The organism is Streptomyces sp. NPDC012510, assembly GCF_042955065.1.
Classification (GTDB): Bacteria; Actinomycetota; Actinomycetes; order Streptomycetales; family Streptomycetaceae; genus Streptomyces.
Map to the genome: position 1 here is coordinate 100,266 of NZ_JBIBEN010000022.1, position 24,406 is coordinate 124,671.

Here is a 24,406-nt window from a genome sequence, read left to right on the forward strand (position 1 = left end):
CCGAAGCCTCAGGAACAGTCCAAGGCCGCCCAGCCCAGCGGAGCGCTACGGTCGACCACAGCCGTCGGACCCGCATGTGCCGAGCTCGAACCACACGGTCTTGCCCGGCCCGTCCTGGTGGCAGCCCCAGCGCCCGGCGAGCGCGTCCACCAGGAACATTCCTCTGCCGCTCTCTGATATCTCCGTCGTCCGGCGCACCCGGGGCGGGCGGCCGTCTGTGTCCGACACCTCGCAGCGCAGTACGCCGTGCGAGGCCGACAGGGTCAGCTTCAGTCGGCTCTCCGCGTGCACCAGCGCGTTGGTGACCAGCTCGCTCACCAACAGCTCCGCCGTGTCGGTCTGGTCGAGCAGTCCCCATGCCTCCAACTGCCTGCGCACCTCCGCGCGGGCCTGCGCGGCAGCGTTGGGAAGGGGGTCGTACTCGACACTCAGGTGGCCCGCACCCATGGGTGGTTGGGGGTACGAGGCGAAATGGGGGCCGGAATCCGGAAGGAGTCCCCCGGAGAGTTGCAGCATGCCTCCAGGGTTGCCGCCGCGGGTACCCGGCACACGGGGAGGATTACCCGTTTCCGGCCGTGCATATACCTGTTTTCCGCCCAGGTACGTCCGGAATTGCGGGAATACGGGCCCGATGGACGTGTACGCGGTCGTGTACGGCTTACGCGCGCCGCGAGTGAGGGGATCGATCCCCGCCCGTTCCGGCCATGCGGAACCCGCCGTCGGCCAACGCCACTCTTGACCTGGTCATGCCAGAGCCGCACCATGAGCGCCACACCCGCACCGGGGCCCGTCCGGCACCTCACGGTCATCGGCAGGGCCCCAGGCACGTCGCAAGGATCCACCCCCCGCTCCACTCCCCACTTCCGGAGACCCCGGAATCCCTGGAGAAAACAGGAGACTTCATGCGACTCCGAATACGCGGCAGGTCGGCGACACCCGGCGGCACGGGCAGATCAGGCCGCCGCACCGCCGCCCTCGCCACCCTGCTGGCGCTGGCCCTCGCGGCCCCGGTCGCCGCGACCACCACGGACGCGACGGCGACCAGCGCCGAGCGGCCCAAGGCCTCGGCCGACGACATCCGTCAGTACGAGGTCCACATGCACTCGGACACCGAGTCCCGCACGGCGCTGCAGAAGGCCGGCGTGACCGTGGACGACGCCGACGACCACTCGGTGTTCGTCTCCGGCCGTGCGGACCAGATCAAGAAGCTGAAGCAGCAGGGCTACGAGGTCACGCCGCTCGGCGCGGTACCGGACCGGTCGAACGGCGAGGACGACGTACGGCTCTTCGACTTCCCGTCCGCCGACTCCCGGTACCACAACTACGCGGAGATGACGAACGAGATCAACTCCGTGGTCGCGGCGAACAGTTCCATCGCCAGCCAGCGGGTCATCGGTACCTCGTACCAGGGCCGGAACATCGTCGCCATCAAGATCAGTGACAACGTGGGGACGGACGAGCCCGAGCCCGAGGTGCTGTTCACCCACCACCAGCACGCCCGTGAGCACCTCACCGTCGAGATGGCGCTCTACCTGCTCAATGAGCTGACCTCCGACTACGGCACCGACTCCCGGGTCACCAACATGGTGAACAACCGCGAGATCTGGATCGTCCCGGACATCAACCCGGACGGCGGCGAGTACGACGTCGCCACCGGCTCGTACCGTTCGTGGCGCAAGAACCGGCAGCCCAACAGCGGTTCGTCGTACGTCGGCACCGACCTCAACCGCAACTGGAACTACCGCTGGGGCTGCTGCGGCGGCTCCTCCGGGTCCTCGTCCTCGGACACCTACCGGGGGCCGGCCGCCGAGTCGGCGCCCGAGGTGAAGGTCGTCGCGAACTTCGTCCGCAGCCGGGTCGTCGGCGGGGTCCAGCAGATCAAGACCGGCATCGACTTCCACACGTACAGCGAGCTGGTGCTGTGGCCGTTCGGGTACACCACGGCCAACACGACGACGGGCATGACGGCGGACGACCGCAACGCGTTCGCGACGGTCGGCGGGAAGATGGCCGCGAGCAACGGGTACACGCCCGAGCAGTCCAGCGACCTCTACATCACGGACGGGTCGATCGACGACTGGCTGTGGGGCAGCCAGAAGATCTTCGGGTACACGTTCGAGATGTATCCGGGGTCGGCCGGGGGTGGCGGGTTCTACCCGCCCGACGAGGTCATCGCCCGGGAGACCGCGCGGAACCGGGACGCGGTGTTGCAGTTGCTGGAGAACTCGGACTGCATGTACCGCTCGATCGGCAAGGAAGCGCAGTACTGCGGCTAGGCAGCGCCGCTTGAGCCGGTGAGAGCTCGGGTGCTTCTGTGCGTGGGGAACTGCGGGCCGGTCGTGGCCGGTCGCGCAGTTCCCCACGCCCCTTACGGGGCGCTGTCCTCGGACTCCTTCTCGTCAGAGCCGTCGTCGAAGTACGCGTCCAGCACCTCGTCGATCCGCTTCTCCCACCCGGCGTGCTCGGACTTGGCCTTGGCCTCGATCTCGATCGGGTACCAGCGGCTGTCGGGGGTGTGGACCGTGACGGTGAAACGCTTGCCGAAGCGGGGGGACTCCGTCTCGATCGCGGCGATCTCGTCCCAGCCGAACTCGCACTCCTGGTCGTCCAGGCGCAGCCGTACGCCACGGCTGTCGGCGACGATCTTCGCGCGGCGGTCGGAGGCCTCGAAGACGGGCCCGTCGGGGGTGGGTTCCTCCGCGTCCTCGTTGTCGGCCGCGTCCGCCTTGCCGGCTGCGTCCGCCTTGCCGGCCTCGTCCGCGTCGTCGGCCGCGTCCCCGTCCTGGACTTCTGGCTCGCCTTCGGCCTCGGTTCTGGCCTTGGCCTCGTCCTCGTCCCCGGCCCCGGATTCCGGGGCAGCCTCGTCCGGGTCCTCGTGCTCCGTCGGTTCGACGGACTCCGTCGGCTTGATGTCCTCCGGCTCCTCCTGCTTCTCCTTCTTCACGGACACCGGGGCCGTGAGTCCGGGGATGTGCGACGGGTCGACCGCGGCGGCGGCCAGGGGCTGGTTGTTCGAACCGATGCGCTGCTCCACAGCGGGCAGTATGGTCGACGATCCTGTGCCGGGAACAGTCGGGCCGGGCATATGTCCGTATCTGGATTCCACAAAGCGCGGACCGACACCCACGTGTCCAGTACCGCCAGCGCGTCGATCTCGATCAGGAGGCCCGCCGGGAGCCGGCGTAGACCGTCGTGCGGGCTGCCGGGGCCGGCGGGGGCGGGGGTCGGCCCTCGACTGCGGGGAGGAAGCCGACCTGGCCGGCGACCTGGAGGGTGTGTGGCTGTTCGGGCTGACGGTGACCGGGCGATCCGGGACGTCTGGTACGGCGCCGGTGCGTGTGTGAGACAGCGGTGAACGTCATATGCAATGAGCGTGGCAACATCCATGCAACAGACCTCACCAGGGAGGCTCCCATGAAGGACGACGGTGCGCTCGCCCGTCTGGCCGCCGAACGCGTCGACCACCGCTTCAAGGGCCTCCCGCCGGACGCCGACGGACTGACCGTGGCCGCATTGGCCGCCCAGCGCCGGAACCTGTTCGACGACGGCTTCACCACCCCCGTGCTCGCCCTCTCCGCCGAGCGCCTGGAGCACAACCTGGCGCTGATGGAGACCTACTCGGCCCGCCACGGCCTGGCCTTCGCCCCGCACGGCAAGACCTCCATGGCGCCCCAGTTGTTCCGACGGCAGATCGAGCGCGGCGCGTGGGGCATCACCCTCGCCGTGCCCCACCAGGTGCGCGTGGCACGGGAGTTCGGGATCGAGCGGGTCTTCCTGGCCAACGAGGTCGTCGACCCCGCCGCCCTGCGCTGGATCGCCGGCCAACTCGCGGCCGACCCGTCCTTCCGGTTCGTCTGCTACGTCGACTCCGTGCGCGGGGTGGAGCTCATGGACGCGACGCTCCGGGGTTCTACGCGCCCGGTGGACGTGGTCGTGGAGCTGGGCGCGGGCGAGGGCGCGCGGACCGGGGTCCGTACGGAGGCCGAGTGCGCCGCGGTCGCGGACGCCGTCGCCGGGGTGGGGACGCTTCGGCTGGTGGGGGTCGCCGGATACGAGGGCGAGGTGCCGGAGGCCGACCCGGAGCGGGTGCGGGCGTGGCTGCGCCGGCTCACCGCGCTGGCCGTGGAGTTCGACAAGGCGGGGCGGTTCGCGGGGCTGGAGGAGATCGTGGTCAGCGCGGGCGGCAGCGCCTGGTTCGACACGGTGGCCGAGGTCTTCGCCGAAATCCCCGACCTGTCCGTGCCCGTCCTGAAGTTGCTGCGCTCGGGTGCGTACGTCTCGCACGACGCCGGCCACTACCGCCGGGTGACCCCCTTCAACCGGGTTCCGGAGGAAGGCGCGCTGGAGCCCGCCTTCCGCCTCTGGGCCCAGATCGTCTCCCGACCGACCGACGCACAGGCCTTCGCCAACGCGGGCAAGCGTGACGCCGCGTACGACCTGAACCTGCCGTCGGCGGAGGTCGTACGGGACGCCGCCACGGGCAGGGTCCGCGACGCCACCGGCATCACCGTGACGGGCCTCTCCGACCAGCACGCGTGGCTGCGCACGGAGGCGGGGGCGGAGTTGGACGTCGGGGACTGGGTGGGCCTGGGGCTGTCGCACCCCTGTACCTCGTTCGACAAGTGGCCGCTGATTCCGGTGGTCGAGGGGGACGGGACGGTCGTGGACTACGTCCGCACCTTCTTCTGAGGCGGAGCGCGGGCTTCTGAGGCGGAGCGCGGGTGTCGGCCGCGCGCCCTGGCGGGCCGCAGGGCCGCAAGGGGCGGAGGGGCACGGGGGGCGAAGGGGCGCGGGGGGGCGCGGGGAACTGCGCGCGGCCACGACGCGCCCGCGGCCGCGTACCCTTCTCAGCCCCCTCCCCGTAGGCGATCTGACCGCACCCCCACCGGAAGGTGAGCCCCATGGACCTCGTCATCCGCGACGCCGACGTCGTCGACGGCTCCGGCGCCCCCTCCTACCGCGCCGACGTCGTCGTGGCGGACGGCAGGATCACCTCCATCGTCAAGGAAGCCGCGGCCGCCGGCTGCCAGCGTCCTACCGCACAGCGGGAGCTGGACGCCGAGGGTCTGGTCCTGGCCCCCGGTTTCATCGACATGCACGCCCACAGCGACCTCGCGCTCCTGCGGGACCCGGAGCACACGGCGAAGGCGGCGCAGGGGGTGACCCTGGAGGTCATCGGCCAGGACGGCCTGTCGTACGCGCCCGTCGACGACCGGACACTCGAAGAGGTCCGCCGCGCGATCACGGGCTGGAACGGCTACGGCGAGGACATCGACTTCGACTGGCGGTCCGTCGGCGAGTACCTGGACCGGCTCGACCACGGCTTCGGGGGCGAGGGGATCGCCGTGAACGCCGCGTACCTCGTTCCGCAGGGGACGGTGCGCATGCTGGCCGTGGGCTGGGAGGACCGGCAGGCGACGCCCGAAGAACTGGACCTTATGCGGGAGTTGGTGGCTGCGGGGCTGAGGGAGGGCGCGGTCGGGATGTCGTCAGGGCTCACGTACGCCCCCGGCAGGTACGCCAAGGACGCCGAACTCACCGAACTGTGCCGGGTGGTCGCCGAGTACGGCGGTTACTACTGCCCGCACCACCGCTCGTACGGGGCGGGCGCGCTCCAGGCGTACGAGGAGATGGTCGCGCTGACCCGTGAGGCCGGCTGCGCCCTCCACCTCGCCCACGCCACCATGAACTTCGGGGTGAACGAGGGCCGGGCCCCGGAACTCCTCGCCCTTCTCGACGACGCCCTCGCGACCGGCGCCGACATCACCCTGGACACCTATCCCTACACCTCCGGCTGCACGACTCTCGTGGCGCTGCTGCCCGGCTGGGCGAGCGAGGGCGGCCCGGAGGCGGTCCTCGCTCGGCTGGCGGACGAGGAGACGGCCGAACGCATCCGGCATCACCTGGAGGCCGTCGGCTCCGACGGCTGCCACGGGGTGCCCGTGGAGTGGGACACGATCGAGATCTCGGGCGTCACCGACCCCGCGCTGTCGTCGTACGTCGGCAGGACCGTCGCCCGAGCAGCCGCGGCGCACGGCGAGGACCCCTGGGTCACCGCCCGCCGGCTCCTCCTCACGGACCGGCTCGGCTCCACGATCCTCCAGCACGTCGGCCACGAGGAGAACGTTCGCGCGATCATGCGCCACCGTGTGCACACCGGCGGCTCCGACGGCGTCCTGCGCGGCGACAAGCCGCACCCGCGGGCGTACGGCGCGTTCCCCCACTATCTGGGGCTCTACGTACGGGAGTTGGGGGTTCTCTCCCTGGAGGAATGCGTCGCCCACCTCACCGCGCGCCCCGCCGAGCGGCTCCGCCTCGCGGACCGGGGACGCGTCCGCGAGGGGTACCGCGCCGACCTCGTCCTCTTCGACCCGGCGACCGTGGCCGCCGGGTCGACGTACGAGGCGCCGCGCACCCTGCCCATCGGCATCCCGTACGTCCTGGTGGACGGCCGCTTCGTCATCGAGGACGGCCGGCGGACGGACGTACTGGCGGGCCGGGCGATCCGGCGGAGCACCTGAACCGCACCCGCGCCCCGTCAGGGGCGCGGGGAACCGCGCGAGCGCTACGGCCTGGGGAGCACGCAGCCCTCAGCCGAGAGGTCGAGCTTGTTGTCCACGCCGAAACAGGCGGGGACGTGCCAGGTCTGTTGGGCGTAGTTGATGCCCCGGCGGACGGTCACGGTGCCGTTCGCGTCGACCTCGCAGGGGTTGTTGACGGTGCAGCGCTGGCCGTCCTCGTTGCCGGTGTTGTTGACCCCGACGACCTTGTTGGTGGCGCTGTCGACGACCGGGGAGCCCGAGGTGCCGCCGATGGTGTTGCAGGCGGAGGTGTAACGGATGGAGTCCTTCCAGGTCCAGTCGCCCTCCTTCAGACGGTGGGCGAAGCCGTCCACGGAGCAGCTGTAGATCCGCTTCCAGTACCCGGAGACGACGCTGATGGCCTTGCCGGCGGCCGGGCGGGTGGTGTCGTAGACGAGCGCGTCGATGCCGTACGCGCTCTTGATCTGCGCGTACGTGGTGGTGAGCTGGTACACCGCCATGTCCGTGTCGGTCATCGTGCCGTACGCGATCTTGCTGGCGCGGAGCGTGCCGACGCGGGTGCCGGAGGAGTTCAGCAGGCCGAACGTGCGGGTCGAGGCCCGGTCGACGATGACCTGGCCGGGGGCCGGGAAGCCGGTCTCCAGACAGTGGCCGTTGGTCATCACCAGCGCCGGGTCGTTGTCCTCGGAGTCGGGCATCCGGACGACCGAGCCGGAGCAGTTGCTGAGCGACACGGTGCCGGCGAAGTTGACGGCCTGGACGCTGGGGCCGGCCAGGACGCCGTTGACCAGGGAGGTCGTGGAGTCGACGACATCCGTCACCGCGCTCCCGGACTGGGCCGACTTCCCCGGCGACGCGGCCGCGGCATCCTGCGCCGCGGTCGCGGGCGCCGCGCCCGCCCCGGTGATCACCAGGGCGAACAGCGCGGCTGCGAGAGGCTTTCTCATGTGGGGGTCCCCTCTTACTACGTGAGTGACGCGAGTGACGCGAGTGACGAAGATCGTCCCGCCATCGCAGTTTGTCATGCGCATTGTGAAGGCGATGTGTGGGGCGAGCAAGGAGTTGGTTCCGGACGGGTGATCTTCGGCCAGGGGTGAGGGGGGTGACGGTAGCGGGTGAGGGTGAGGGTGAGGGTGAGGGTGACGGAAGGAGCTGAGGGTTCGGAGCGGCGGACGAGGCGTCAGCTCACCCGCTCCTGACGGCACTTCACGGGGCCTCGTCACTTCCTATGGCTGACCCGGCGGACGGCTCGGCATGCCTCGCCGTCGACCGGACACGCCTGTGCGATGCCTGCCAGGCGGGAGAGGCCCCGCTACTTGGGCTACTTGGGCCCCTTCGTCGCGCCTTGGCCGCGCCCCTGGTTGCCGTTGGCCCTGCCCCGGGGTGAGGAGGCCGGCGTGGCGGAGGAGGCTGACGAGGTGGTGGTGGTCGGGGTGGGGGACGTGGAGTCGGAGGGCCCGGTGGTGGTGGCGGCCGAGGACGGGGTCGTGGAGATGTCGGGAGAGGAGCTTCCCGGGGCAGCCGTGTCCGCCGTGTCCGCCGTGTCGGAGGATCCGCCGGTCGACGGGGAGGCCGCTTCCGTGCCGGCGGACCCGGTGTCGGCCGGGGTGGACTCCAGGGGCGTGGGGGCGCTCGGGCCCTCCGAGGGGCCGAGCCCCGCCAGTCCCGTCACGGCCGCGCCCACCAGCACCGCGGCGCCGATACCGCCCGCGATCAGAGCCCCGCGCCGCCGGGCCCGACGCCGCCCGAGCGTGGCCCGCCGCCCGTCCACCGGCCGTGCCCGCCGCCCGGCCGCGCCCAGACCCTCCGCACCGCCCGTCCGGCCGGCCGCCCCCGGACCACCGGCATCGTGCGGCCCCTCGCCTCCGTTGGGCGCCTGGTCCCCGTACGGCGCCCCCGTCGCGTACGCCTCGGCCTCCCGGTACGGCATCGGCCCCTGCCCCACGGCGAAACCACCCTTACCCGAACCGCCTTCCCCCGCCCCGGGCCCGGCCTCCTCCCGACCGCCCGGCACCACCTCGTCCAGTTGGACCGTGTCGTCGTACGCGTTCTGCCAGCCGTGGGCGGTGGCCGGGTCCACGAAGGCGTCGTAGGCGGGGGTGGCGCGAGGGTCGCCGGTGGGGTGGTACACGTTCGGCGGTCTCCGGATGTCGGCGTTGTTCCGGTCCGGACCGTGCGCCCTGTCCACGCCGCCCACCCCATTCATGTCGTCGCGCCGCCTTCGTGTCGCGATGCCGTACGGCCCTGCGTCCTGCGGTCAGCGGCCGTGTGGTGGGGGATGGCCGGACCTGCTCGCGGATTGTAGAGAGGAGGAGGGCCGGGGCACAGTGGGGGGTCATTTCGGGGTATAGCGGTTGTCTCACGTGGTGGAAAACACGGCCCGGAACGCGTTACCGGGCCGTAAGCTCACGGACATGCAGGTGATCCAGTCGACCAAGCTCGCCAACGTCTGTTACGAGATCCGGGGCCCGGTGCTCGAGGAGGCGATGCGGCTTGAGGCGGCGGGGCATCGGATCCTCAAGCTGAACACCGGCAATCCGGCGGCGTTCGGCTTCGAGTGCCCGCCCGAGATCCTGGAGGACATCCTCCGCAACGTGTCGTCGGCCCACGGTTACGGCGACGCGAAGGGGCTGCTGGCCGCGCGCCGGGCGGTCGTCATGCACAACCAGACCCTCGGCATCGAGACGGACGTCGAGCACGTCTTCATCGGCAACGGCGTCTCCGAGCTGATCGTCATGGCGATGCAGGGTCTCCTCGACGACGGCGACGAGGTTCTCGTACCGTCCCCGGACTACCCGCTGTGGACGGCGGCGGTCTCCCTGTCCGGCGGTACGGCGGTCCACTACCGCTGCGACGAGCAGTCCGACTGGATGCCCGACCTCGCGGACGTCGAGCGGAAGGTCACCGACCGCACCAAGGCGATCGTCATCATCAACCCGAACAACCCGACGGGCGCGGTGTACGACGAGGCGATGCTGCGCGGTCTGACGGACATCGCGCGCCGCCACAACCTCCTCGTCTGCTCGGACGAGATCTACGACAAGATCCTCTACGACGGTGCCACGCACACCGCGACCGCCGCGATCGCCCCCGACCTGCTGACCCTCACGTTCAACGGCATGTCGAAGGCGTACCGCGTGGCCGGCTACCGGGTGGGCTGGATGTCGATCTCCGGGCCGCGCGCGCACGCCGACTCCTACATCGAGGGTCTGACGATCCTCGCGAACATGCGGCTGTGCGCGAACATGCCGGGGCAGCACGGGGTGGTGGCCGCGCTCAGCGGGCGCCAGACGATCAACGACCTGGTGCTGCCGGGTGGGCGGCTGAAGGAGCAGCGGGACGTCGCGTACGAGCTGCTCACGCAGATCCCGGGCGTCTCGTGCGTGAAGCCGAAGGGGGCGCTGTATCTCTTCCCGCGCCTCGACCCGAACGTCTTCAAGATCAAGGACGACCGTCGGATGGTCCTCGACCTGCTCCGCCAGGAGAAGATCATGGTTGTCCAGGGCACCGGCTTCAACTGGGCCGAGCCCGATCACTTCCGGGTCGTCACCCTGCCGACGGTCGGGGACCTACGGTCCGCGATCACCCGGATCGGTAACTTCCTTGACGGGTACGGGCAGGCGTGACACGGCACGAAGGGTACGGGAGCGCAACGGCCCGACGTTTTCGGATCTCGCTCAACTTTAGACGGAATCTAAGGTAGGCTGGTCCTCCGCAAGCTTGGAGGCCATCCCATGTACGAGCCGATCCGCACCAAGTCGGTCCACGCGATGGCCGGCACGACCTCCTCCGACTTCCCTCACCGTTCGCGCGAGGAAGAGCTGGACATCCAGCTCGCGGGTCATCTGGCGGCGCTGCTGGCGACGACGGACGAACTCCGCGCACTTGCCCCCTCCGAGGACCTCGACGCGGCCGCGGAGCGGCTGTCCGCGCAGGTCGCCCGGTTGCGGGGCGGGCGCCCGCCGGTGCGCTCCGTTTCGGACGCCGCCACAGGTCGCGAGGTCGACGACCTCCACCGTCGCGCCCACACCCTGGCGGGGCGCGCCCTCGTCGTCGCGGCGTCCCGGGCGGACACGGCGGCGGCGATCCTGGCGGCCGAGCGGATGGACGCGCACGCCGCCGACGAGTCGTCGCCCCGCGAGCTGGCCACCCACTGAGCCGGAGGGGCCCCTGCCCCCTTCGGGCACCCGGCGGCTCAGGAAACCCGTGCGCGCCGGCCTGGTGCGCCGGCCGCCGCTGCCGCGCCCCTTCGGCCCGTTCTCGTAGCGGTCCCGACCGGACAAGACCGCCGAGACGCCGACGCGGAGCGGGCCAGGGACGACGATGGAGCTGGCTCTTCACTTCGACGGCCCGGCTGACACGGACGCGCCGTACGTGCACCACTGCCACCTGCTGTACCACGAGGACGTCGGAATGATGGGCCAGTTCGTCGTGGTGGAGGAAGGGCGACGGGCCGGGCGGCCCGGTGGCCACGACGCGCACGCGGGGTTCGGGTTCAGCCGAGGTTCGTGAGGAGCACGATGAACAGCACCACCCCGAGCACCATGGCCAGCACCTTCAACGCGGCGTACGGGGAAGGGGGCTGGTCCGGTGGGGGCGGCGGGACCGGCATCGACGCGGGGCGGGGGCCGTTGAACACGTCGTGCCCGGTGACCGCCGCCCGGGTGCACCACGGGCAGGTCGGCAGGTGGGAGCCGTAGGTGTGCAGGGGCCGTACGGTGCAGGAGCGCATCTGGCCGCGTTCCTTGTCGAGGGCCCGCAGCCAGGCCTCGGCCGGGGGCCGGACGGCGGGGTCCTGGACGCCGGGGCCGAAGGCGGCCTTGGCGAGGGTGAGGAGTTCGGGCGGCAGGACGGACGGGTCGATGGTGCCGCGTGGAATGGTGACGCGCTCGGGGCGGACGACATAGCTGCAGCTCGCGGCGATGTTGTCCTTGACGGTCGACTCGGATGCGCTCTCGTGCGGAACCCCGCCGAAGGGGTGGTTGCCGGCGGTGAGCAACTGGTAGACGAGCACGGCGAGGGCGAAGTCGTCGCTCTGCCGGGTGGCGGGGCCGCCGGCCTGACGCTCGGGGGACGAGTAGTCGGTGGTGTGCATCATGCATGGGAAGAGTTCGCCGGTGACCGGGTCGGTGAAGGCGATGGAGTCACAGTCGAGGAAGGTGACGAAACCGTTGGCGTCGACGACGACGTTGCTGCTGGAGAAGTCGCCGATGACGAGGTTGTCGTGGTGCATCCGGGCCGTCATGAAGGCGAGGTTCCAGGCGACGCCCAGCAGGAACCGCCAGTCGGCCCGGTCCGGGAACAGCTTGAGCCGCTGGACACGTGTGTACAGGCCGACCAGTTGGACGTGTCGGGGCTCCCCGAAGCGGCGCATCGCATAGCCGAGGAACTCGCCGTTCGCGCCCCGGGCGATCGCGGTGGGCCAGGCCAGCTCCGGCGGCTGGTTGGCGTCCGTGGGGCGGGCGGCCAGCGGTGACATGGTGAGCATGCGGGCCAGCCGCCGCTCCTGGTCCGGCCCGGGCGTGTCCCGGTAGATCTTGACGACGATCCCCGTGTCCCCCTCCACCGGGAACACGGCCGCCTGCCCACCGCCCTTCAGGGGCAACTCGGCCAGGGTGACCCGCCTGCTGTCGAGAAAGACCGTGCGGCCGCTCATGGCCGTACCTCCGAGTGTTCGTCGAGCCGATCGTCACGCGTCACGGCCGCCGGGCGCGGCCGATCGGAGAGGGTGGCGACGGACGACCACCGGCGGCTGCCGCCGTCCCCTCCCATCGCCCTGCCCGGTCCTCCGCACGGCGCGGCTTCACGTGCGGGGTCCCGCACCGACCCCGCCCCACCGTCCCGGACCACCACCGACCGCGCCGCCCTCACAGGCCACCGCCGTCCGCGCCGCGCCCTCACGGGCCGCCGCCGACCGCGCCGCGCCCCCACGGGCCACCGCCGACCGCACGGCGTGGCTTCACGTGCGGGGTCCCGCACCGACCCCGCCCCACCGTCCCGAGCCACCACCGACCGCGCCGCGCCCTCACGGGCCGCCGCCGACCCCGTGCGGCACAGTCCGGCAAGCCAGAGCCGGGGCAGGGCGCAGGCCCAGCGTCGGGCCGCCAGGCCATCCCGGCCCGGTTCACCGCTCGGGCCCGTCACGGGCCCGAACCACCGCCCCGGTCCTCCACCAGGCCCAACCCGTCATCTCCGCCCCTCACCGGGCCGTCGTCTCCGCCCGTCACCGACCTCGCCCCGTCATCACCACCAGGGACCGCCCCCGCAGTCGGCGTCGGCGCCCGCCGCCACGCCCGGCGCACCCCCCACCCGGCACCCGCCGACGAGCCGGCCCGGGCCAGGCCGGTGCCCCCACTCGTCACCGTCCCGCCCCCCGTTCCGCAGTCGGCCGCCGTCGCCCGCCGCGTCCGGCCATGTCCTCACACGCCCTCCCCACAGCCGTCGGCCGTGGCCGGCCGGGCCCGTTCATCGCCCGCTCGTGCGTACCGCTCGTAGCAGGGTCTTGTCGTCGGCGTTGAGGGCGGTGAGGCGGTCGGAGCGGAGGAGGGCGGCCAGGTTGGTGTCCTGGGCGTCGTCGGGGGCGGTGTCGAGGGAGCGGAAGACGGCGTCGGCGAAGGAGGTGTTCGGGGACTGGACGCCGCCGGCCTGGCGGTTGAGCATGGCCTGGGCGAGACCGTCCGTGGACAGCAGCACCCCGTCGACCCCGTCGTCGAGCACGCACTCGGTGTGCGTCCAGCGCGCCGCGTCCGGCGAGGTCAGGAACACCGTCTCGTTGCTGTACTCACTGGCCGCCGCGGCCTGCGGCAGCAGATGGAACTGCCGCTCCCCCTCCTCCGTCCCGGCCCGTACGACGACGAACCCGTCCCCCACGGTGAGGTGCCCGATCCAGCCGGGCGCGAGAACCACCACCGTGAGCGTCGTGGCGAAGTCCTGCGCGTCGGCGCCGGTCCGGTCGAGGAAGTCCTTGCTGACGTCGTCCAGGGCGTCCCGCAGCAGCTCGTGCACGGCCGCCCCCGGCCGCACCTCCACAGCCGCCTCGGCCCGCCGCGCGAAATACTCCGTCGCGAGCCGCACCGCGAGCCGCGCGCCCTCCTCCGACCGGGGCCGGCTGCCGGCCCCGTCGGCGACGGCGAGCACGGCGACGGAGGGCGTCGCGGTGGCGTCACACGCGTCCTGGCAGGGCAGGCCCTGGCGGCGGTGCCGGTAGCCCTCGACGCTCAGGCCGTGGATCCGCCAGGGCGCGGCGGCGGTCACCTCACGCCTCCCAGGCCGGGCGCTGTGTCTTGAACTGGCTGAAGATCTTCTCGAACACCTCGTCACCCGCCCCCTTCTGCTCGGCGTTGGCGCTGGCGGACATCATCTGCAGCAGCTCCCGGAACGGGAATCCCTGCAGTCGCGCGTTGAACTTCGGCGCGAACGCCCGCAGCACCTGCTCCCCCCTGTCCGTGATCCCGCCGACCCCGATGGCGTACAGCCGGAACCTCCGCGCACCCTGTTCCTCGGCGAGTACGGGCACCAACCGGTGCCAGGAGTCGGTGAGATGACCGGTCGGGTCGGTCGGCAGACCGTCCGTGACCAGGCAGATCTGGGGCCGGTAGTACTGCAGCCCGGATGCCCTCAGCTCGCTCTTGCGGGCCGCGACGATGTGCATCGCCAGCTCCAGCGCCTCCGTCATCAGGGTGACTCCGGCGGCCGTGAGCTGTGGCGCCTGGAAGGCGTGCGCGGGTATGAAGGGGCTCGTCCGGGTGCGCGGGTCGAGGAGCTGGGGACCTCGCCACGCGCCGACTCCCTGCCCGCCGAAGGTGACGACGGCGACCTCCACGCTGTAGCTGAGGCTCACGTCGTCGTGGAGTTCCCGGGTCCACTCGGCGAGCGCGTTGTTGAGCGTCTGGATCGGCTGTCCCGCCATGGAGCTGGACGTGTCGAGGCAGAGCACAAGCGGCATGCGCTGCGCGTTGTTCTCGAACTCGATGTCGGCGTACTCGGCCGGCAGCGTGGGCGGGTATTCGCTGTGCATCGTTGGTCCCCCTGCTGTGGTGCTGGTGTGCCTGGTGGCGCTGTCGGCGCCGGGATGCCGGCGGCGCGGCCGGGGTCACCTGGGTGTGCCCTTCGCGTGCCGGGCGGCGGTCGGCGGGAAGGCGTACAGGACGTCGGAATCGCGTTCCCGTGCGTCGGTGACGTCGACGTGCTGGCCGGGCGCGGGCGGCGGCCGACCGGGCTCGGCCCACACCGCCCGGCGCAGCACCCGGTCGATCTCGACATAGCCCTGCGGGTGCAGTTCGGTGCGGACCACCGCGGTCCGCGCGTGCGCCGGGCGGGCTCCCACCTGCCGTCCGTGGCGTGGCGCGGGGGCGATCCGCAGCCGGGTGGTGCGCTCGTCCTCGCCGCCGCCCGCGACCCCGCCCGCGCCTCCGACGCGCGCCGCGTGGGCCGGCGCCGCCCGCGCGGGGCCACCGACCACCCGCCCGGGCGACGCCGCTCGGTGGCCCACGGCCACCGGGCCCCTGGAGCGCCGGATCACGATCACGAACGCGAGAAGCAGCAGAGCGAGGAGGAGCGCCATCCAGAAGGCGGTCCAGGTGGAACCGCCGTATCCGGAGGCTTCGCCGTCGGGGGTGTCCTCCGCCTCCCGACCGGGTGTGGGCGACTTGGGCCCGGCCGGGGAGGGCTCCCGTCGGGACGGGTCCGAGGCGCCACCGGGTACGGGGCCGAGGGCGTCGACGTGGGTGGAGTGGTCGGCGGCGAGTCCCGCGTCGATCAGCGCCTGACCGTCCAGGGTCTCGGGCCGGCCGTCCTTGCGCTCGATCAGCTCGCACAACGGTCCCCGCTCAGCGCAGAGGCCCGCGTCCTTCAGCTCGTCGAGCGGGCCCGGCCGCAGCCGGTCGATCCTGGCCTCGGGATGGACGAGCCGCCCCTCGGCCAGGACCAGCAGGGCCGTACCGCCCTCGCCCGTGCGCTTGCCGCCGCGCACCTGGACCACGAGCGAATGGCGGTCGTCGCGCAGCGTCTGGATGTCGTGGCGCTGCCGCTCGTCGACGTTCTCGTAGGCCAGGGGCGCGTCCAGCGTGATCACGACCGGGCCGTCCTTGATCACCTCGGCCCAGCACGCCAACTGCTCGGTGAGCCGGTCGTCGCACGACTCGGCCTCCGCCACCGCCGGTCCGTCCGGAACCGTCGCGACCAGAAGCCCCACGAGCGCACCGACCAACGACAAACGCCCGATCGCACTCACCGCACCAACCCCCCGTGGCCTGAAAGGCACGCCCCCGCGGCCCCGAAAAAGCCCACTCGCATAGTGGAGCAGACAGCGGGGCGGCCGGAAGGGTTTGAAGAATTCCGCCGACGGACTTACGGCGAGTTACGCCGATTTTCGATCAGTATGCTTTTCACTTCTACAACTTGAACACCTGATGACAACGACTGAACATCTGTCGCGCCCGGTCCACCCAGTCATTGGCCAGCGCGTCGAAATCCACCTGAGTGATACGGCATGTCAACGGCAGATCGCAGACTCCGGCGAGACATGGGCGCGGCCCGCGTACGTCCCACACCGAAAGCATGGGGTTCAGTTGTTCGGTATTCCACGCGTTCGACGCGGCGGCGGCTATGGCGAGTTGGTCCTGCCGCAGGAAATTCCCGTCCGTGGCGAAGGCGACCAGGAGTTTCTTGGTGGTCATGAATCTCACCGTGACCATCCGCCCCGCCTCATGCAGATCGAATCGCAGGGAAACGGAGACGGTGTCGTGGACCGTGTGGTAATTCCGCCGGGCCACCCAGCTCTGCACCAACTGCCGCCAGTGGGAGCCGAGGTCGTAGATCTCGGCGTTGCGCCCCGGATACGAGTCCCGCCCGGGGAAGGAGTCACGCCCCGCGTACGACTCACGGCCGGGGTACGACTCACGGCCGGGGTACGACTCACGGCCCGAGGAGGAGTCAGGCACCGTCACGGACCACCGCCCCGGCGACCATGGCGTCTGTCAGTCCCGCGTCGAGCAGCGCCTGGGCGTGCAGCAGCAGACAGGAGGGCACGGACTCGCTCGTCGTACGGCGCCGATGCCGGTCCTTCAACTCCTCGTGACGCACCTCGATGGTCCGCGCCACCTGCGGCGGCGGCCACACCTCGGTTGCCACGCTCTCCCCCACCGACTCCGCCAGGATCTCGGCCAGTCCAGGCCGTTCCTCGGGCCGCTTCGCCAGGCAGCGGGCGATGAGGGGCCGCAGTCCCGCCGGTACGCCGTCGAGCCGGGGCTCCCCTCGTGCGACCTCCACGCGCACGCCCTCCCCGCTGCCGTGCGGAGGCCGGCCGGTGAGCGCGTACACCAGGACCCCGCCCAGCGAGAACACATCGCTCGGCGGGCCCACCCGGTCTCCTCGGATCTGTTCCGGCGACATGAAGGACGGGGTGCCCACGACCACGCCGGCACGGGTGAGGCCGGGTGCGCCGTCCACGCGGGAGATGCCGAAGTCGATGACGCGGGGCCCGTCCTGGGCCAGCAGAACGTTCGCCGGCTTGAGGTCGCGGTGGATCACATGGGCGGCGTGGATCGCCTGCAGGGCCTCGACGAGACCTGCGGCGAGGGGGCGGACCTGGGCCTCGGGCAACGGGCCGTCGGCGCGGACCGCTTCCGCGAGGGAGGGGCCGGGGACGTACAGGGTGGCCAGCCAGGGGAGTTCGGCGTGCGGGTCGGCGTCGACGACGGCGGCGGTGTAGGCGCCGCTGACCACGCGGGCGGCGGCCACCTCGCGGGCGAAGCGTTCGCGGAATTCGGGTTCGGCGGCGAGTTCGGGGCGGGCGACTTTCACGGCGACCTCTCGGCCGGCGGGGGAGCGGCCAAGATAGACCCAGCCCATGCCGCCCGAGCCGAGGCGGCCGACTATCTTGTACGGGCCGATCTTCATGGGGTCACTTACGGGTGTGCGCACCCCGGTCACCTCATTTCGGGGTTCGGTGCGGATGTCCCGAGTGTCCCGCGAAATCCGGTCAGCGGGAGCGCTTTTCGCCCCCTCCGCCCCTACCCGTCCCATCCCGGGGGCGGTGCCCCTTCGACCCCCTTGGGTGCGTTCTTCAGGTGCGGGTGAGTGGGGGCTTCTCGCGCGGTTCCCCGCGCCCCTGAAAGCGCAGCCCCGGCTTTTCAGGGGCGCGGGGAACCGCGCGAGAAGCTCCACCGGGCCCGCACCCGCCCACGGACCCGAACCCCCGAGCTCCTGGGCACCTCACCCAACAACCCGGCGCACAAGGAATTCCGCGACCGGCCGAGGAGACGTCGCTGGTCAGGGCAACCCATACCCGGCCGGCCGCGGAGCATCAACGCGGGGGTCAGCCCAGGCGGCTCACCAGCGCCCGGTACTCCTCCCACAGCTCCTTCGGCGTGTGATCACCGAAGGTGTTGAGGTGCTCCGGCACCAGCGAGGCCTCCTCACGCCAGACCTCCTTGTCCACCGTGAGCAGGAACTCCAGGTCGGACGCGGCCAGCTCCAGCCCGTCGGTGTCCAGCGCCTCCGGCGTCGGCAGGATGCCGATCGGCGTCTCCACACCCTCCGCCTTGCCGTCCAGCCGGTCCACGATCCACTTCAGGACACGGCTGTTCTCGCCGAAGCCGGGCCAGACGAACTTGCCCTCGTCGTTCTTGCGGAACCAGTTGACGTAGTAGATCTTCGGCAGCTTGGACTGGTCCTTGCCCTTGGCGACATCGACCCAGTGGCCCATGTAGTCGCCCATGTTGTAGCCGCAGAAGGGCAGCATCGCGAAGGGGTCGCGGCGCAGTTCGCCGACCTTGCCCTCGGCGGCGGCGGTCTTCTCCGAGGCCACGTTCGCGCCCAGGAACACCCCGTGGTTCCAGTCGAAGGACTCGGTCACCAGCGGCACCGCGGTGGCACGGCGGCCACCGAAGAGGATCGCCGAGATCGGCACACCCTTGGGGTCCTCCCACTCGGGCGCGATGATCGGGCACTGCGCGGCGGGGACCGTGAAGCGGGCGTTGGGGTGGGCGGCCGGCGTCTCGGAGGACGGCGTCCACTCGTTGCCCTTCCAGTCGGTCAGGTGCGACGGGGTCTGCTCCGTCATCCCCTCCCACCAGATGTCGTTGTCGTCGGTGAGCGCCACGTTGGTGAAGACGGAGTTGCCCCAGAGCGTCTTCATCGCGTTGGCGTTGGTGTGCTCTCCGGTACCGGGCGCGACGCCGAAGAAGCCGGCCTCGGGGTTGATGGCGTAGAGCCGGCCGTCCTCACCGAAGCGCATCCACGCGATGTCGTCACCGATCGTCTCGACGGTCCAGCCGGAGATCGTCGGCTCCAGCATCGCGAGGTTCGTCTTGCCGCAGGCGGACGGGAACGCGGCGGCCACGTACTTCGACTCGCCCTGCGGCGGGGTGAGTTTGAGGATCAGCATGTGCTCGGCGAGCCAGCCCTCGTCGCGCGCCATCACCGAGGCGATGCGCAGGGCGTAGCACTTCTTGCCGAGCAGCGCGTTGCCGCCGTACCCGGAGCCGTACGACCAGATCTCGCGGCTCTCGGGGAAGTGGGAGATGTACTTGGTGCTGTTGCAGGGCCAGGGCACATCGGCCTGGCCGGGCTCCAGCGGGGCGCCGAGGGTGTGCACGGCCTTGACGAAGAAGCCCTCGGAGCCGAGCTCGTCCAGCACCGGCTGCCCCATGCGGGTCATCGTGCGCATGGAGACGGCGACGTACGCGGAGTCGGTGATCTCGACGCCGATCGCGGAGAGCGGCGAGCCGAGCGGGCCCATGCAGAACGGGACGACGTACATGGTCCGGCCGCGCATCGAGCCCCGGAACAGGCCCTTCTCGCCCTGGAAGATCTCCCGCATCTCGGCGGGGGCCTTCCAGTGGTTGGTCGGGCCCGCGTCCTCCTCCTTCTCCGAACAGATGAACGTACGGTCCTCGACCCGGGCGACATCGGTCGGGTCGGACGCTGCGTAGTAGGAGTTGGGGCGCTTGATCGGGTCGAGTTTCCGGAAGGTGCCCTTGGCGACGAGCTCCCCGCACAGGCGCTCGTACTCGGCCTCGGATCCGTCACACCAGACCACGTTGTCCGGCTGCGTCAGTTCGGCGATCTCGTTCACCCACGCCACGAGTTCTCGGTGGGTGGTCGGGACGGTTGAAGAGGGAGCCGCGATGTCGCGCGCCACGATTGCTCCTAAAATGAGGGATTTTTTGTTGGAGGCCCCGTGGGGGCTGCGACCCGGATGCTTCACGGATTGGATCTCAGGGCGCTCATCCGGTGCCGACCGCACTCATTTGATCATCCGATGAGAGTGCCCATATGTCCAGAGGGCCTCACACGTGAGCATCGTGACCATCGCCACTCCCCAGTCGCCCCACGGGAGACCTCCGTGCGTGACCTCCACGTCACTCCAAGTGCACAGCTGGGCGCTCAGGTATCCCCATCGAGGGGACCGCGTGAGATGATGGCCACTTCCGGGAGCGCGAACGGCCCGCACGGTCCCGTAAGTTACGGGTCCGTAGGTACCATGCAGGACATGACTGCGTCCGTCCCCGATGCGCACACGGAGACGCCGGCCGACGGCCGCGATCCCGACGCGCGCTCCCTGTCGCATCAGATCGCCCACCAGCTCACCGACGAGATCCACCAGATCACCGACGAGATCAAGCCCAAGCTCCGGGGCTGGCTCCACCTCGGCATGTTCCCGGCCGTGCTCGTCGCCGGCCTGGTGCTCACCGCGCTCGCGGACTCCACCCGCGGACGCATCGCCTGCGGGATCTTCGCCCTCACCGCCTGCCTGCTGTTCGGCGTGAGCGCGCTCTACCACCGGGGCAACTGGAGCCCGCGCATGGACGGCGTCCTGCGCCGGCTGGACCACGCCAACATCTTCCTGATCATCGCCGGCACCTACACCCCGCTGACGATGCTGCTCCTGCCGGGCACCAAGGGCCAGTGGCTGCTGTGGGGCATCTGGGGGGCCGCGCTCGCCGGGATCGTCTTCCGGGTCTTCTGGGTCGGCGCCCCGCGCTGGCTCTACACCCCCTGCTACATCGCCATGGGCTGGGCGGCCGTCTTCTTCCTGCCCGACTTCATGCGCACCGGCGGCATCGCCGTCCTCGTCCTGGTGATCGTCGGCGGCCTCCTCTACAGCGCCGGCGGAATCATCTACGGCCTCAAGCGCCCCGACCCGTCGCCGCGCTGGTTCGGCTTCCACGAGGTGTTCCACTCCTTCACCCTCGCCGCGTTCATCGCGCACTACGTGGGGATCTCACTGGTGGCGTACCAGCACGCGTGACCCCCGGGACGACCGGAGCCTCTCCTCGGTGCCCGCGACCCTCAGGTCGCGGCCACCGGCGACCGGACGCCGAGACGGGTGAGCGGCGACGGAGCGACGAGGACACCCGCCAACTCGTCGCCCACGCCCTGGACACCGTCCGGTACGGCCTTCCCGCGGGGACCGGCCGAGGGGAAGTGCCGAGCGGTACGGGGCCGGCACCCCTGGGGAAAATCCCTGAGCCGGCGCCACTCCCCCATGCCATCCTGACCAGGTGAAAGCAGCCGAGATCCACGTCGAAGTCGCCCCCGAGCTCGCTCTGTTCGTCGCGCACGGCAGGCGTGGGGGCGGTGCTACGCCTCTGGCCACCGACGGGGTGTCCACGCTCGGTCATGTCGTCGAATCCCTCGGTGTGCCGCTGACGGAGGTCGGCGCGCTCGTCGTCGACGGCCGCGAGAAGCCGGTGTCACACATCCCGGCGGACGGCGAGTCGGTGACCGTACGCCCCGTCGCACGCCCCCAACGCATTCCGGGCGCCCCGCTCCGCTTCCTCCTGGACGTCCACCTCGGCACCCTCGCGCGACGGCTGCGGCTGCTGGGGGTCGACGCGGCGTACGAGTCCACGGACATCGGCGACCCGGCACTGGCCGCACGGTCCGCCGCCGAGCGACGGGTGATGCTCAGCCGGGACCGAGGGCTGCTGCGGCGGCGGGAGCTGTGGTCGGGGGCGTACGTCTACAGCACCCGGCCTGAGGAGCAACTGCGGGACGTACTGGACAGGTTCGCACCCGAGTTGCGGCCGTGGACGCGCTGCACCGCCTGCAACGGGACGCTGAAACCGGCGACCAAGGAGGAGGTCGCCGACCGGCTGGCGGGCGGTACGCGGCGTTCGTACGACGTCTTCGCGCAGTGCGACGAGTGCGGACAGGCGTACTGGAAGGGCGCGCACCACGAGAAGTTGGAGGCGATCGTGCGGGAGGCGTTGCGCACGCGGACGGGATGAGCCGGGCGATGATCACTATCTGGAATCGTTTGTGTTCGCCACGTTGACACCATGGGCATCCCCTCTTACTGTCACGCCAGTCTTGCGACCGTACAACGACATATCGAACAACAGAGGGATGACGACGAGCTGTGCCGGGCGCCCTGATCGGCGATGACATCGGGCGCCCCGTCGGCTTTTCATCAGCGCCGAACGGAGCCGGCACGTGCGAATCGCTCCGGTCGACGCCCCCGGCATCCTCTCGACGACGAGAAGAACAGGGAACGATCACCATGCCCAACCGAAGAGCCGTCCTCGCCGCCATCGCCGGAGCGGCGTCCCTGGCCCTCACCGCGACCGCCTGCGGCGGCGAGACCCCCAGGGCCGGCTCCGAGGGCTACACCATCGGCATAGCCATGCCCACCCGGGCCTCGGAGCGCTGGCTCACCGACGGCAAGAGCGTCGTCGAGGATCTGGAGAGCAAGGGATACAAGACCAAACTGGTCTACGGCGACGACGACCCGAAGGCCCAGGTCGCCCAGATCGAGGAGCTGGTCCAGCAGCGCGTCTCCGCACTGATCGTGGCGGCCATCGACAACAAGGCGCTGAACGGCGTCCTCAAGCAGGCCGCCGACGCGGACATCCCGGTGATCTCCTACGACCGGCTCATCCTCGGCACGAACGACGTCGACTACTACGTCTCCTTCGACAACGAGCAGGTCGGCCGGCTCCAGGCCCGCCACATCATCGACAAACTCGACCTGGAGGAGGGCGAGGGACCGTTCAACATCGAGCTGTTCGCCGGCTCCCCCGACGACAACAACACGAAGTTCTTCTTCGACGGCGCGATGCACCTCCTGCAGCCGTACCTGGACAACAAGCAGTTGGTCGTCCGGTCCGGGCAGACCGACCTCGACCAGATCACCACGCTGCGCTGGGACGGGCCCACCGCGCAGAAGCGCATGAACAAGGTCCTCGCCGATACGTACGCGAACCGGACCGTGGACGCGGTCCTCTCCCCGTACGACGGCATCTCCATCGGCATCATCAACGCCCTGAAGGAGGACGGCTACGGCACCGCGGGCAAGCCCCTCCCGATCATCACCGGCCAGGACGCCGAGTTGGCCTCGGTCAAGTCCATCATCGCGGGCGAGCAGTCCCAGACCGTCTACAAGGACCTGCGCCTCCTCGCGGAGGCCGCCGCGACCATGGTCGACGACATCCTGAACGGCGACACACCGCAGTTGAACAACCGACGCGCCTACAAGAACGGCGTCAAGGCCGTCCCCGCGTACCTGCTCCAGCCGATCAGTGTCGACAAGTCCAACTACGAGTACATCCTGCTGGGCAGCGACTTCTACACGGCCGAGGACCTGAAGTAACGGCCCGGGTGTCGTCACCGCCGCCCTCCACCGCACGGCGGCGGCCCCCCGGCTGCCGCCCGGCGGCGGCCCCGGGCGGGCGACCCGCCGGCTCGAGGCGGAGGGCGGGCCGGGCCGTGGACGGACGGGGCTAGCGGATGTTGCCGGCCGGGGCTAGGTGGTTCCGGGTTGTTGCCGGCCGGGGCTAGGTGGATCCGGGTCGTTGCCGGGCCTCGTCGGCGACCTGCCTGCCCGATTCGCGTGCCTGGTCGCTGACGCGGGTGGCCTGGTCGCGGGCCTCGTCCTGGGTGGTGCGGGCGCCTTCCGAGGCGGTGTCCTTCACCTCCTGCGCCGCGCTCTGCGCGGCCTCCTTGGCGTCTTCCTTGAGCTGCTGTGCGGAGTCGAGGGCCGCCTGCTTCACCGGCTCCAGCGCCTCGCCGCCACGTTGCATCAGGTCGGTGGCCTTGTCCTGCTCCGCCTGGGACGCCGGCAGCATCGAGGACACCAGCATGCCGAAGCCGAAGGCGATCAGACCGGCGGCCAGCGGACTGCCCTGGGTCCGGCGCATCGCCTCGTCAGGCGCCTGCCGTACCGCTTCCCCGGCCTGGCCGGCAGCCTCACGTGCCGTGTCCGCCGCCTGCTGGGTGCCCTCCTGCAGCGAGCCGGCCGCCGACCGCGCACCGCTCCCGACGCCCTGGGCGGTGTCCGTGGCGGTCCCCATGACCCGCTCACGCATGCCCGAGACGGCGCCCCGCATCCTCCTGGTGCGGCGGCGGGCCACACGTCGGGGGCTGGTACGGTCCGCGAGCCGGTCCACGTCCGCGGACAGCCGGTCGCGAGTGGCGCTGATCTCGGCCCTCATCTGGTCGGGTGACGTGCCCATTGCGCATTCTCCTTCATCGATTCGACGGTCTGCTCGGGCTTCGGTGCCACCCCGCGCATCCGGGTGCGGCCACGCTGGTACAGGACGGCCGCGATCACGGCCCACACCGCGGTCACGATCAAGGCGGCCCAGCCCCCGTCCATCACGTTGGCCAGACCGAACACCGCGGCCAGCGACAGGAACAGGAGCACCATGTATCCGGCGAACCCGGCGCCGCCGTACATGCCGGCGGCCTTGCCTGCCTTGGTCGCCTCCTGTCTGACCTCGGTCTTCGCCAGTTCGACCTCCTGGCGGAACAGGGTCTGGACGTCCGACGTCACGGCGGACAGCAGTTCGCCCACCGAGACGTCCCGCCGGTGCGTCCGCACCGGGGCGGACGAGGTCGAGGACAGGGTCGAGGGCATC

22 protein-coding genes and 1 pseudogene are annotated in these 24,406 nt (G+C 70.9%); 9 read left to right on the plus strand and 14 right to left on the minus strand.

The features are described from left to right. Window positions 1–45 precede the first annotated feature (45 nt). A complete protein-coding gene (locus ACFY9I_RS32980) occupies window positions 46–447 on the minus strand; it encodes an ATP-binding protein (protein ID WP_391008347.1) in 402 nt (133 codons plus the stop codon). 455 nt (window positions 448–902) lie between these two features. On the opposite strand from ACFY9I_RS32980, the gene ACFY9I_RS32985 reads away from it, so the two are divergent. After that, a complete protein-coding gene (locus tag ACFY9I_RS32985) occupies window positions 903–2,276 on the plus strand; it encodes a M14 family zinc carboxypeptidase (RefSeq protein WP_391008243.1) in 1,374 nt (457 codons plus the stop codon). Between the two features lie 92 nt (window positions 2,277–2,368). Here ACFY9I_RS32985 and ACFY9I_RS32990 read toward each other — a convergent pair whose 3' ends face one another. Both ACFY9I_RS32990 and ACFY9I_RS32995 read right to left on the minus strand, forming a co-directional pair. Continuing rightward, complete coding sequence (locus ACFY9I_RS32990; protein ID WP_391008245.1) at window positions 2,369–3,034, minus strand: hypothetical protein; 666 nt, start codon at window positions 3,032–3,034, stop codon at window positions 2,369–2,371. 98 nt (window positions 3,035–3,132) lie between these two features. After that, window positions 3,133–3,206, minus strand: a pseudogene (locus ACFY9I_RS32995) (RidA family protein); the annotation flags it as partial. Window positions 3,207–3,414: 208 nt separating this feature from the next. Between ACFY9I_RS32995 and ACFY9I_RS33000 the strand changes: the two are divergent. Together ACFY9I_RS33000 and ACFY9I_RS33005 are read left to right on the plus strand one after the other, a co-directional pair. Beyond that, window positions 3,415–4,689, plus strand: coding sequence for an alanine racemase (locus ACFY9I_RS33000; RefSeq protein ID WP_391008247.1), 1,275 nt, complete (start codon window positions 3,415–3,417; stop codon window positions 4,687–4,689). Window positions 4,690–4,901: 212 nt separating this feature from the next. Beyond that, window positions 4,902–6,521, plus strand: coding sequence for an amidohydrolase family protein (locus ACFY9I_RS33005; RefSeq protein WP_391008249.1), 1,620 nt, complete (start codon window positions 4,902–4,904; stop codon window positions 6,519–6,521). A gap of 44 nt (window positions 6,522–6,565) precedes the next feature. Here the strand turns inward: ACFY9I_RS33005 and ACFY9I_RS33010 are convergent, their stop codons facing one another. Next, window positions 6,566–7,489 carry a trypsin-like peptidase domain-containing protein gene (locus tag ACFY9I_RS33010; RefSeq protein WP_391008251.1) on the minus strand — a complete coding sequence of 308 codons (924 nt, stop codon included), beginning with the start codon at window positions 7,487–7,489 and terminating at the stop codon, window positions 6,566–6,568. Between the two features lie 374 nt (window positions 7,490–7,863). Further along, window positions 7,864–8,730, minus strand: coding sequence for a hypothetical protein (locus ACFY9I_RS33015; protein ID WP_391008253.1), 867 nt, complete (start codon window positions 8,728–8,730; stop codon window positions 7,864–7,866). 226 nt (window positions 8,731–8,956) lie between these two features. Between ACFY9I_RS33015 and ACFY9I_RS33020 the strand changes: the two genes are divergently transcribed. The 3 genes from ACFY9I_RS33020 (at window position 8,957) to ACFY9I_RS33030 (ending at window position 11,054) form a co-directional block, all read left to right on the plus strand. Beyond that, the gene (locus ACFY9I_RS33020; protein WP_391008255.1) at window positions 8,957–10,168 is read left to right on the plus strand and encodes an aminotransferase class I/II-fold pyridoxal phosphate-dependent enzyme; all 1,212 of its coding nucleotides are present in this window, start codon (window positions 8,957–8,959) and stop codon (window positions 10,166–10,168) included. A gap of 108 nt (window positions 10,169–10,276) precedes the next feature. Continuing rightward, entirely contained in the window at window positions 10,277–10,699 is a 423-nt protein-coding gene (locus tag ACFY9I_RS33025; RefSeq protein ID WP_391008257.1) for a hypothetical protein, read from the plus strand. A gap of 166 nt (window positions 10,700–10,865) precedes the next feature. Continuing rightward, complete coding sequence (locus tag ACFY9I_RS33030) at window positions 10,866–11,054, plus strand: multicopper oxidase domain-containing protein (protein ID WP_391008259.1); 189 nt, start codon at window positions 10,866–10,868, stop codon at window positions 11,052–11,054. Here the strand turns inward: ACFY9I_RS33030 and ACFY9I_RS33035 are convergent. The 7 genes from ACFY9I_RS33035 to ACFY9I_RS33065 all read right to left on the minus strand — a co-directional run bounded on the left by ACFY9I_RS33035 (window position 11,038) and on the right by ACFY9I_RS33065 (window position 19,686). Next, entirely contained in the window at window positions 11,038–12,198 is a 1,161-nt protein-coding gene (locus ACFY9I_RS33035) for a hypothetical protein (RefSeq protein WP_391008261.1), read from the minus strand. The two genes, ACFY9I_RS33030 and ACFY9I_RS33035, sit on opposite strands and share 17 nt — an antisense overlap. An 809-nt stretch (window positions 12,199–13,007) precedes the next feature. Continuing rightward, entirely contained in the window at window positions 13,008–13,796 is a 789-nt protein-coding gene (locus tag ACFY9I_RS33040; RefSeq protein ID WP_391008263.1) for a protein phosphatase 2C domain-containing protein, read from the minus strand. 1 nt (window position 13,797) lies between these two features. Next, window positions 13,798–14,559 (minus strand): VWA domain-containing protein, encoded by a 762-nt coding sequence (locus ACFY9I_RS33045; RefSeq protein ID WP_391008265.1) that lies wholly within the window; start codon window positions 14,557–14,559, stop codon window positions 13,798–13,800. 75 nt (window positions 14,560–14,634) lie between these two features. Continuing rightward, window positions 14,635–15,756: a hypothetical protein gene (locus tag ACFY9I_RS33050; RefSeq protein ID WP_391008267.1), complete on the minus strand. Its 1,122-nt coding sequence runs from the start codon at window positions 15,754–15,756 to the stop codon at window positions 14,635–14,637. A 178-nt stretch (window positions 15,757–15,934) separates the two neighbouring features. Further along, window positions 15,935–16,489, minus strand: coding sequence for a hypothetical protein (locus ACFY9I_RS33055; RefSeq protein ID WP_391008269.1), 555 nt, complete (start codon window positions 16,487–16,489; stop codon window positions 15,935–15,937). Next, window positions 16,476–17,465 (minus strand): protein kinase, encoded by a 990-nt coding sequence (locus ACFY9I_RS33060; RefSeq protein ID WP_391008271.1) that lies wholly within the window; start codon window positions 17,463–17,465, stop codon window positions 16,476–16,478. Before ACFY9I_RS33060 ends, ACFY9I_RS33055 begins: the two co-directional genes overlap by 14 nt. 394 nt (window positions 17,466–17,859) lie before the next feature. Next, on the minus strand, window positions 17,860–19,686 hold the full coding sequence (locus tag ACFY9I_RS33065; RefSeq protein ID WP_391008273.1) for a phosphoenolpyruvate carboxykinase (GTP): 1,827 nt from the start codon (window positions 19,684–19,686) through the stop codon (window positions 17,860–17,862). A gap of 351 nt (window positions 19,687–20,037) precedes the next feature. Here ACFY9I_RS33065 and ACFY9I_RS33070 point away from each other — a divergent pair, with 351 nt between their 5' ends. The 3 genes from ACFY9I_RS33070 (at window position 20,038) to chvE (ending at window position 23,139) form a co-directional block, all read left to right on the plus strand. Continuing rightward, window positions 20,038–20,796, plus strand: coding sequence for a hemolysin III family protein (locus tag ACFY9I_RS33070; RefSeq protein ID WP_391008275.1), 759 nt, complete (start codon window positions 20,038–20,040; stop codon window positions 20,794–20,796). A gap of 253 nt (window positions 20,797–21,049) precedes the next feature. Next, window positions 21,050–21,778 carry a Mut7-C RNAse domain-containing protein gene (locus ACFY9I_RS33075; RefSeq protein ID WP_391008277.1) on the plus strand — a complete coding sequence of 243 codons (729 nt, stop codon included), beginning with the start codon at window positions 21,050–21,052 and terminating at the stop codon, window positions 21,776–21,778. A gap of 272 nt (window positions 21,779–22,050) precedes the next feature. Further along, window positions 22,051–23,139: a multiple monosaccharide ABC transporter substrate-binding protein gene (chvE, locus tag ACFY9I_RS33080; RefSeq protein ID WP_391008278.1), complete on the plus strand. Its 1,089-nt coding sequence runs from the start codon at window positions 22,051–22,053 to the stop codon at window positions 23,137–23,139. 184 nt (window positions 23,140–23,323) lie between these two features. On the opposite strand, the gene ACFY9I_RS33085 is transcribed toward chvE, so the two are convergent. Continuing rightward, complete coding sequence (locus ACFY9I_RS33085; protein ID WP_391008280.1) at window positions 23,324–24,001, minus strand: DUF3618 domain-containing protein; 678 nt, start codon at window positions 23,999–24,001, stop codon at window positions 23,324–23,326. After that, window positions 23,977–24,405 (minus strand): phage holin family protein, encoded by a 429-nt coding sequence (locus ACFY9I_RS33090; RefSeq protein ID WP_391008282.1) that lies wholly within the window; start codon window positions 24,403–24,405, stop codon window positions 23,977–23,979. The genes ACFY9I_RS33085 and ACFY9I_RS33090 overlap by 25 nt, the downstream gene beginning before the upstream one ends. Window position 24,406: the final 1 nt, after the last annotated feature.

Coding starts and splice junctions, on each gene's coding strand:
- ACFY9I_RS32980 (WP_391008347.1), bottom strand. CDS start 447: ATGGGTGCGGGCCACCTGAGTGTCGAGTACGACCCCCTTCCCAACGCT.
- ACFY9I_RS32985 (WP_391008243.1), top strand. CDS start 903: ATGCGACTCCGAATACGCGGCAGGTCGGCGACACCCGGCGGCACGGGC.
- ACFY9I_RS33000 (WP_391008247.1), top strand. CDS start 3,415: ATGAAGGACGACGGTGCGCTCGCCCGTCTGGCCGCCGAACGCGTCGAC.
- ACFY9I_RS33005 (WP_391008249.1), top strand. CDS start 4,902: ATGGACCTCGTCATCCGCGACGCCGACGTCGTCGACGGCTCCGGCGCC.
- ACFY9I_RS33010 (WP_391008251.1), bottom strand. CDS start 7,489: ATGAGAAAGCCTCTCGCAGCCGCGCTGTTCGCCCTGGTGATCACCGGG.
- ACFY9I_RS33020 (WP_391008255.1), top strand. CDS start 8,957: ATGCAGGTGATCCAGTCGACCAAGCTCGCCAACGTCTGTTACGAGATC.
- ACFY9I_RS33025 (WP_391008257.1), top strand. CDS start 10,277: ATGTACGAGCCGATCCGCACCAAGTCGGTCCACGCGATGGCCGGCACG.
- ACFY9I_RS33030 (WP_391008259.1), top strand. CDS start 10,866: ATGGAGCTGGCTCTTCACTTCGACGGCCCGGCTGACACGGACGCGCCG.
- ACFY9I_RS33035 (WP_391008261.1), bottom strand. CDS start 12,198: ATGAGCGGCCGCACGGTCTTTCTCGACAGCAGGCGGGTCACCCTGGCC.
- ACFY9I_RS33045 (WP_391008265.1), bottom strand. CDS start 14,559: ATGCACAGCGAATACCCGCCCACGCTGCCGGCCGAGTACGCCGACATC.
- ACFY9I_RS33070 (WP_391008275.1), top strand. CDS start 20,038: ATGACTGCGTCCGTCCCCGATGCGCACACGGAGACGCCGGCCGACGGC.
- chvE (WP_391008278.1), top strand. CDS start 22,051: ATGCCCAACCGAAGAGCCGTCCTCGCCGCCATCGCCGGAGCGGCGTCC.
- ACFY9I_RS33085 (WP_391008280.1), bottom strand. CDS start 24,001: ATGGGCACGTCACCCGACCAGATGAGGGCCGAGATCAGCGCCACTCGC.
- ACFY9I_RS33090 (WP_391008282.1), bottom strand. CDS start 24,405: ATGCCCTCGACCCTGTCCTCGACCTCGTCCGCCCCGGTGCGGACGCAC.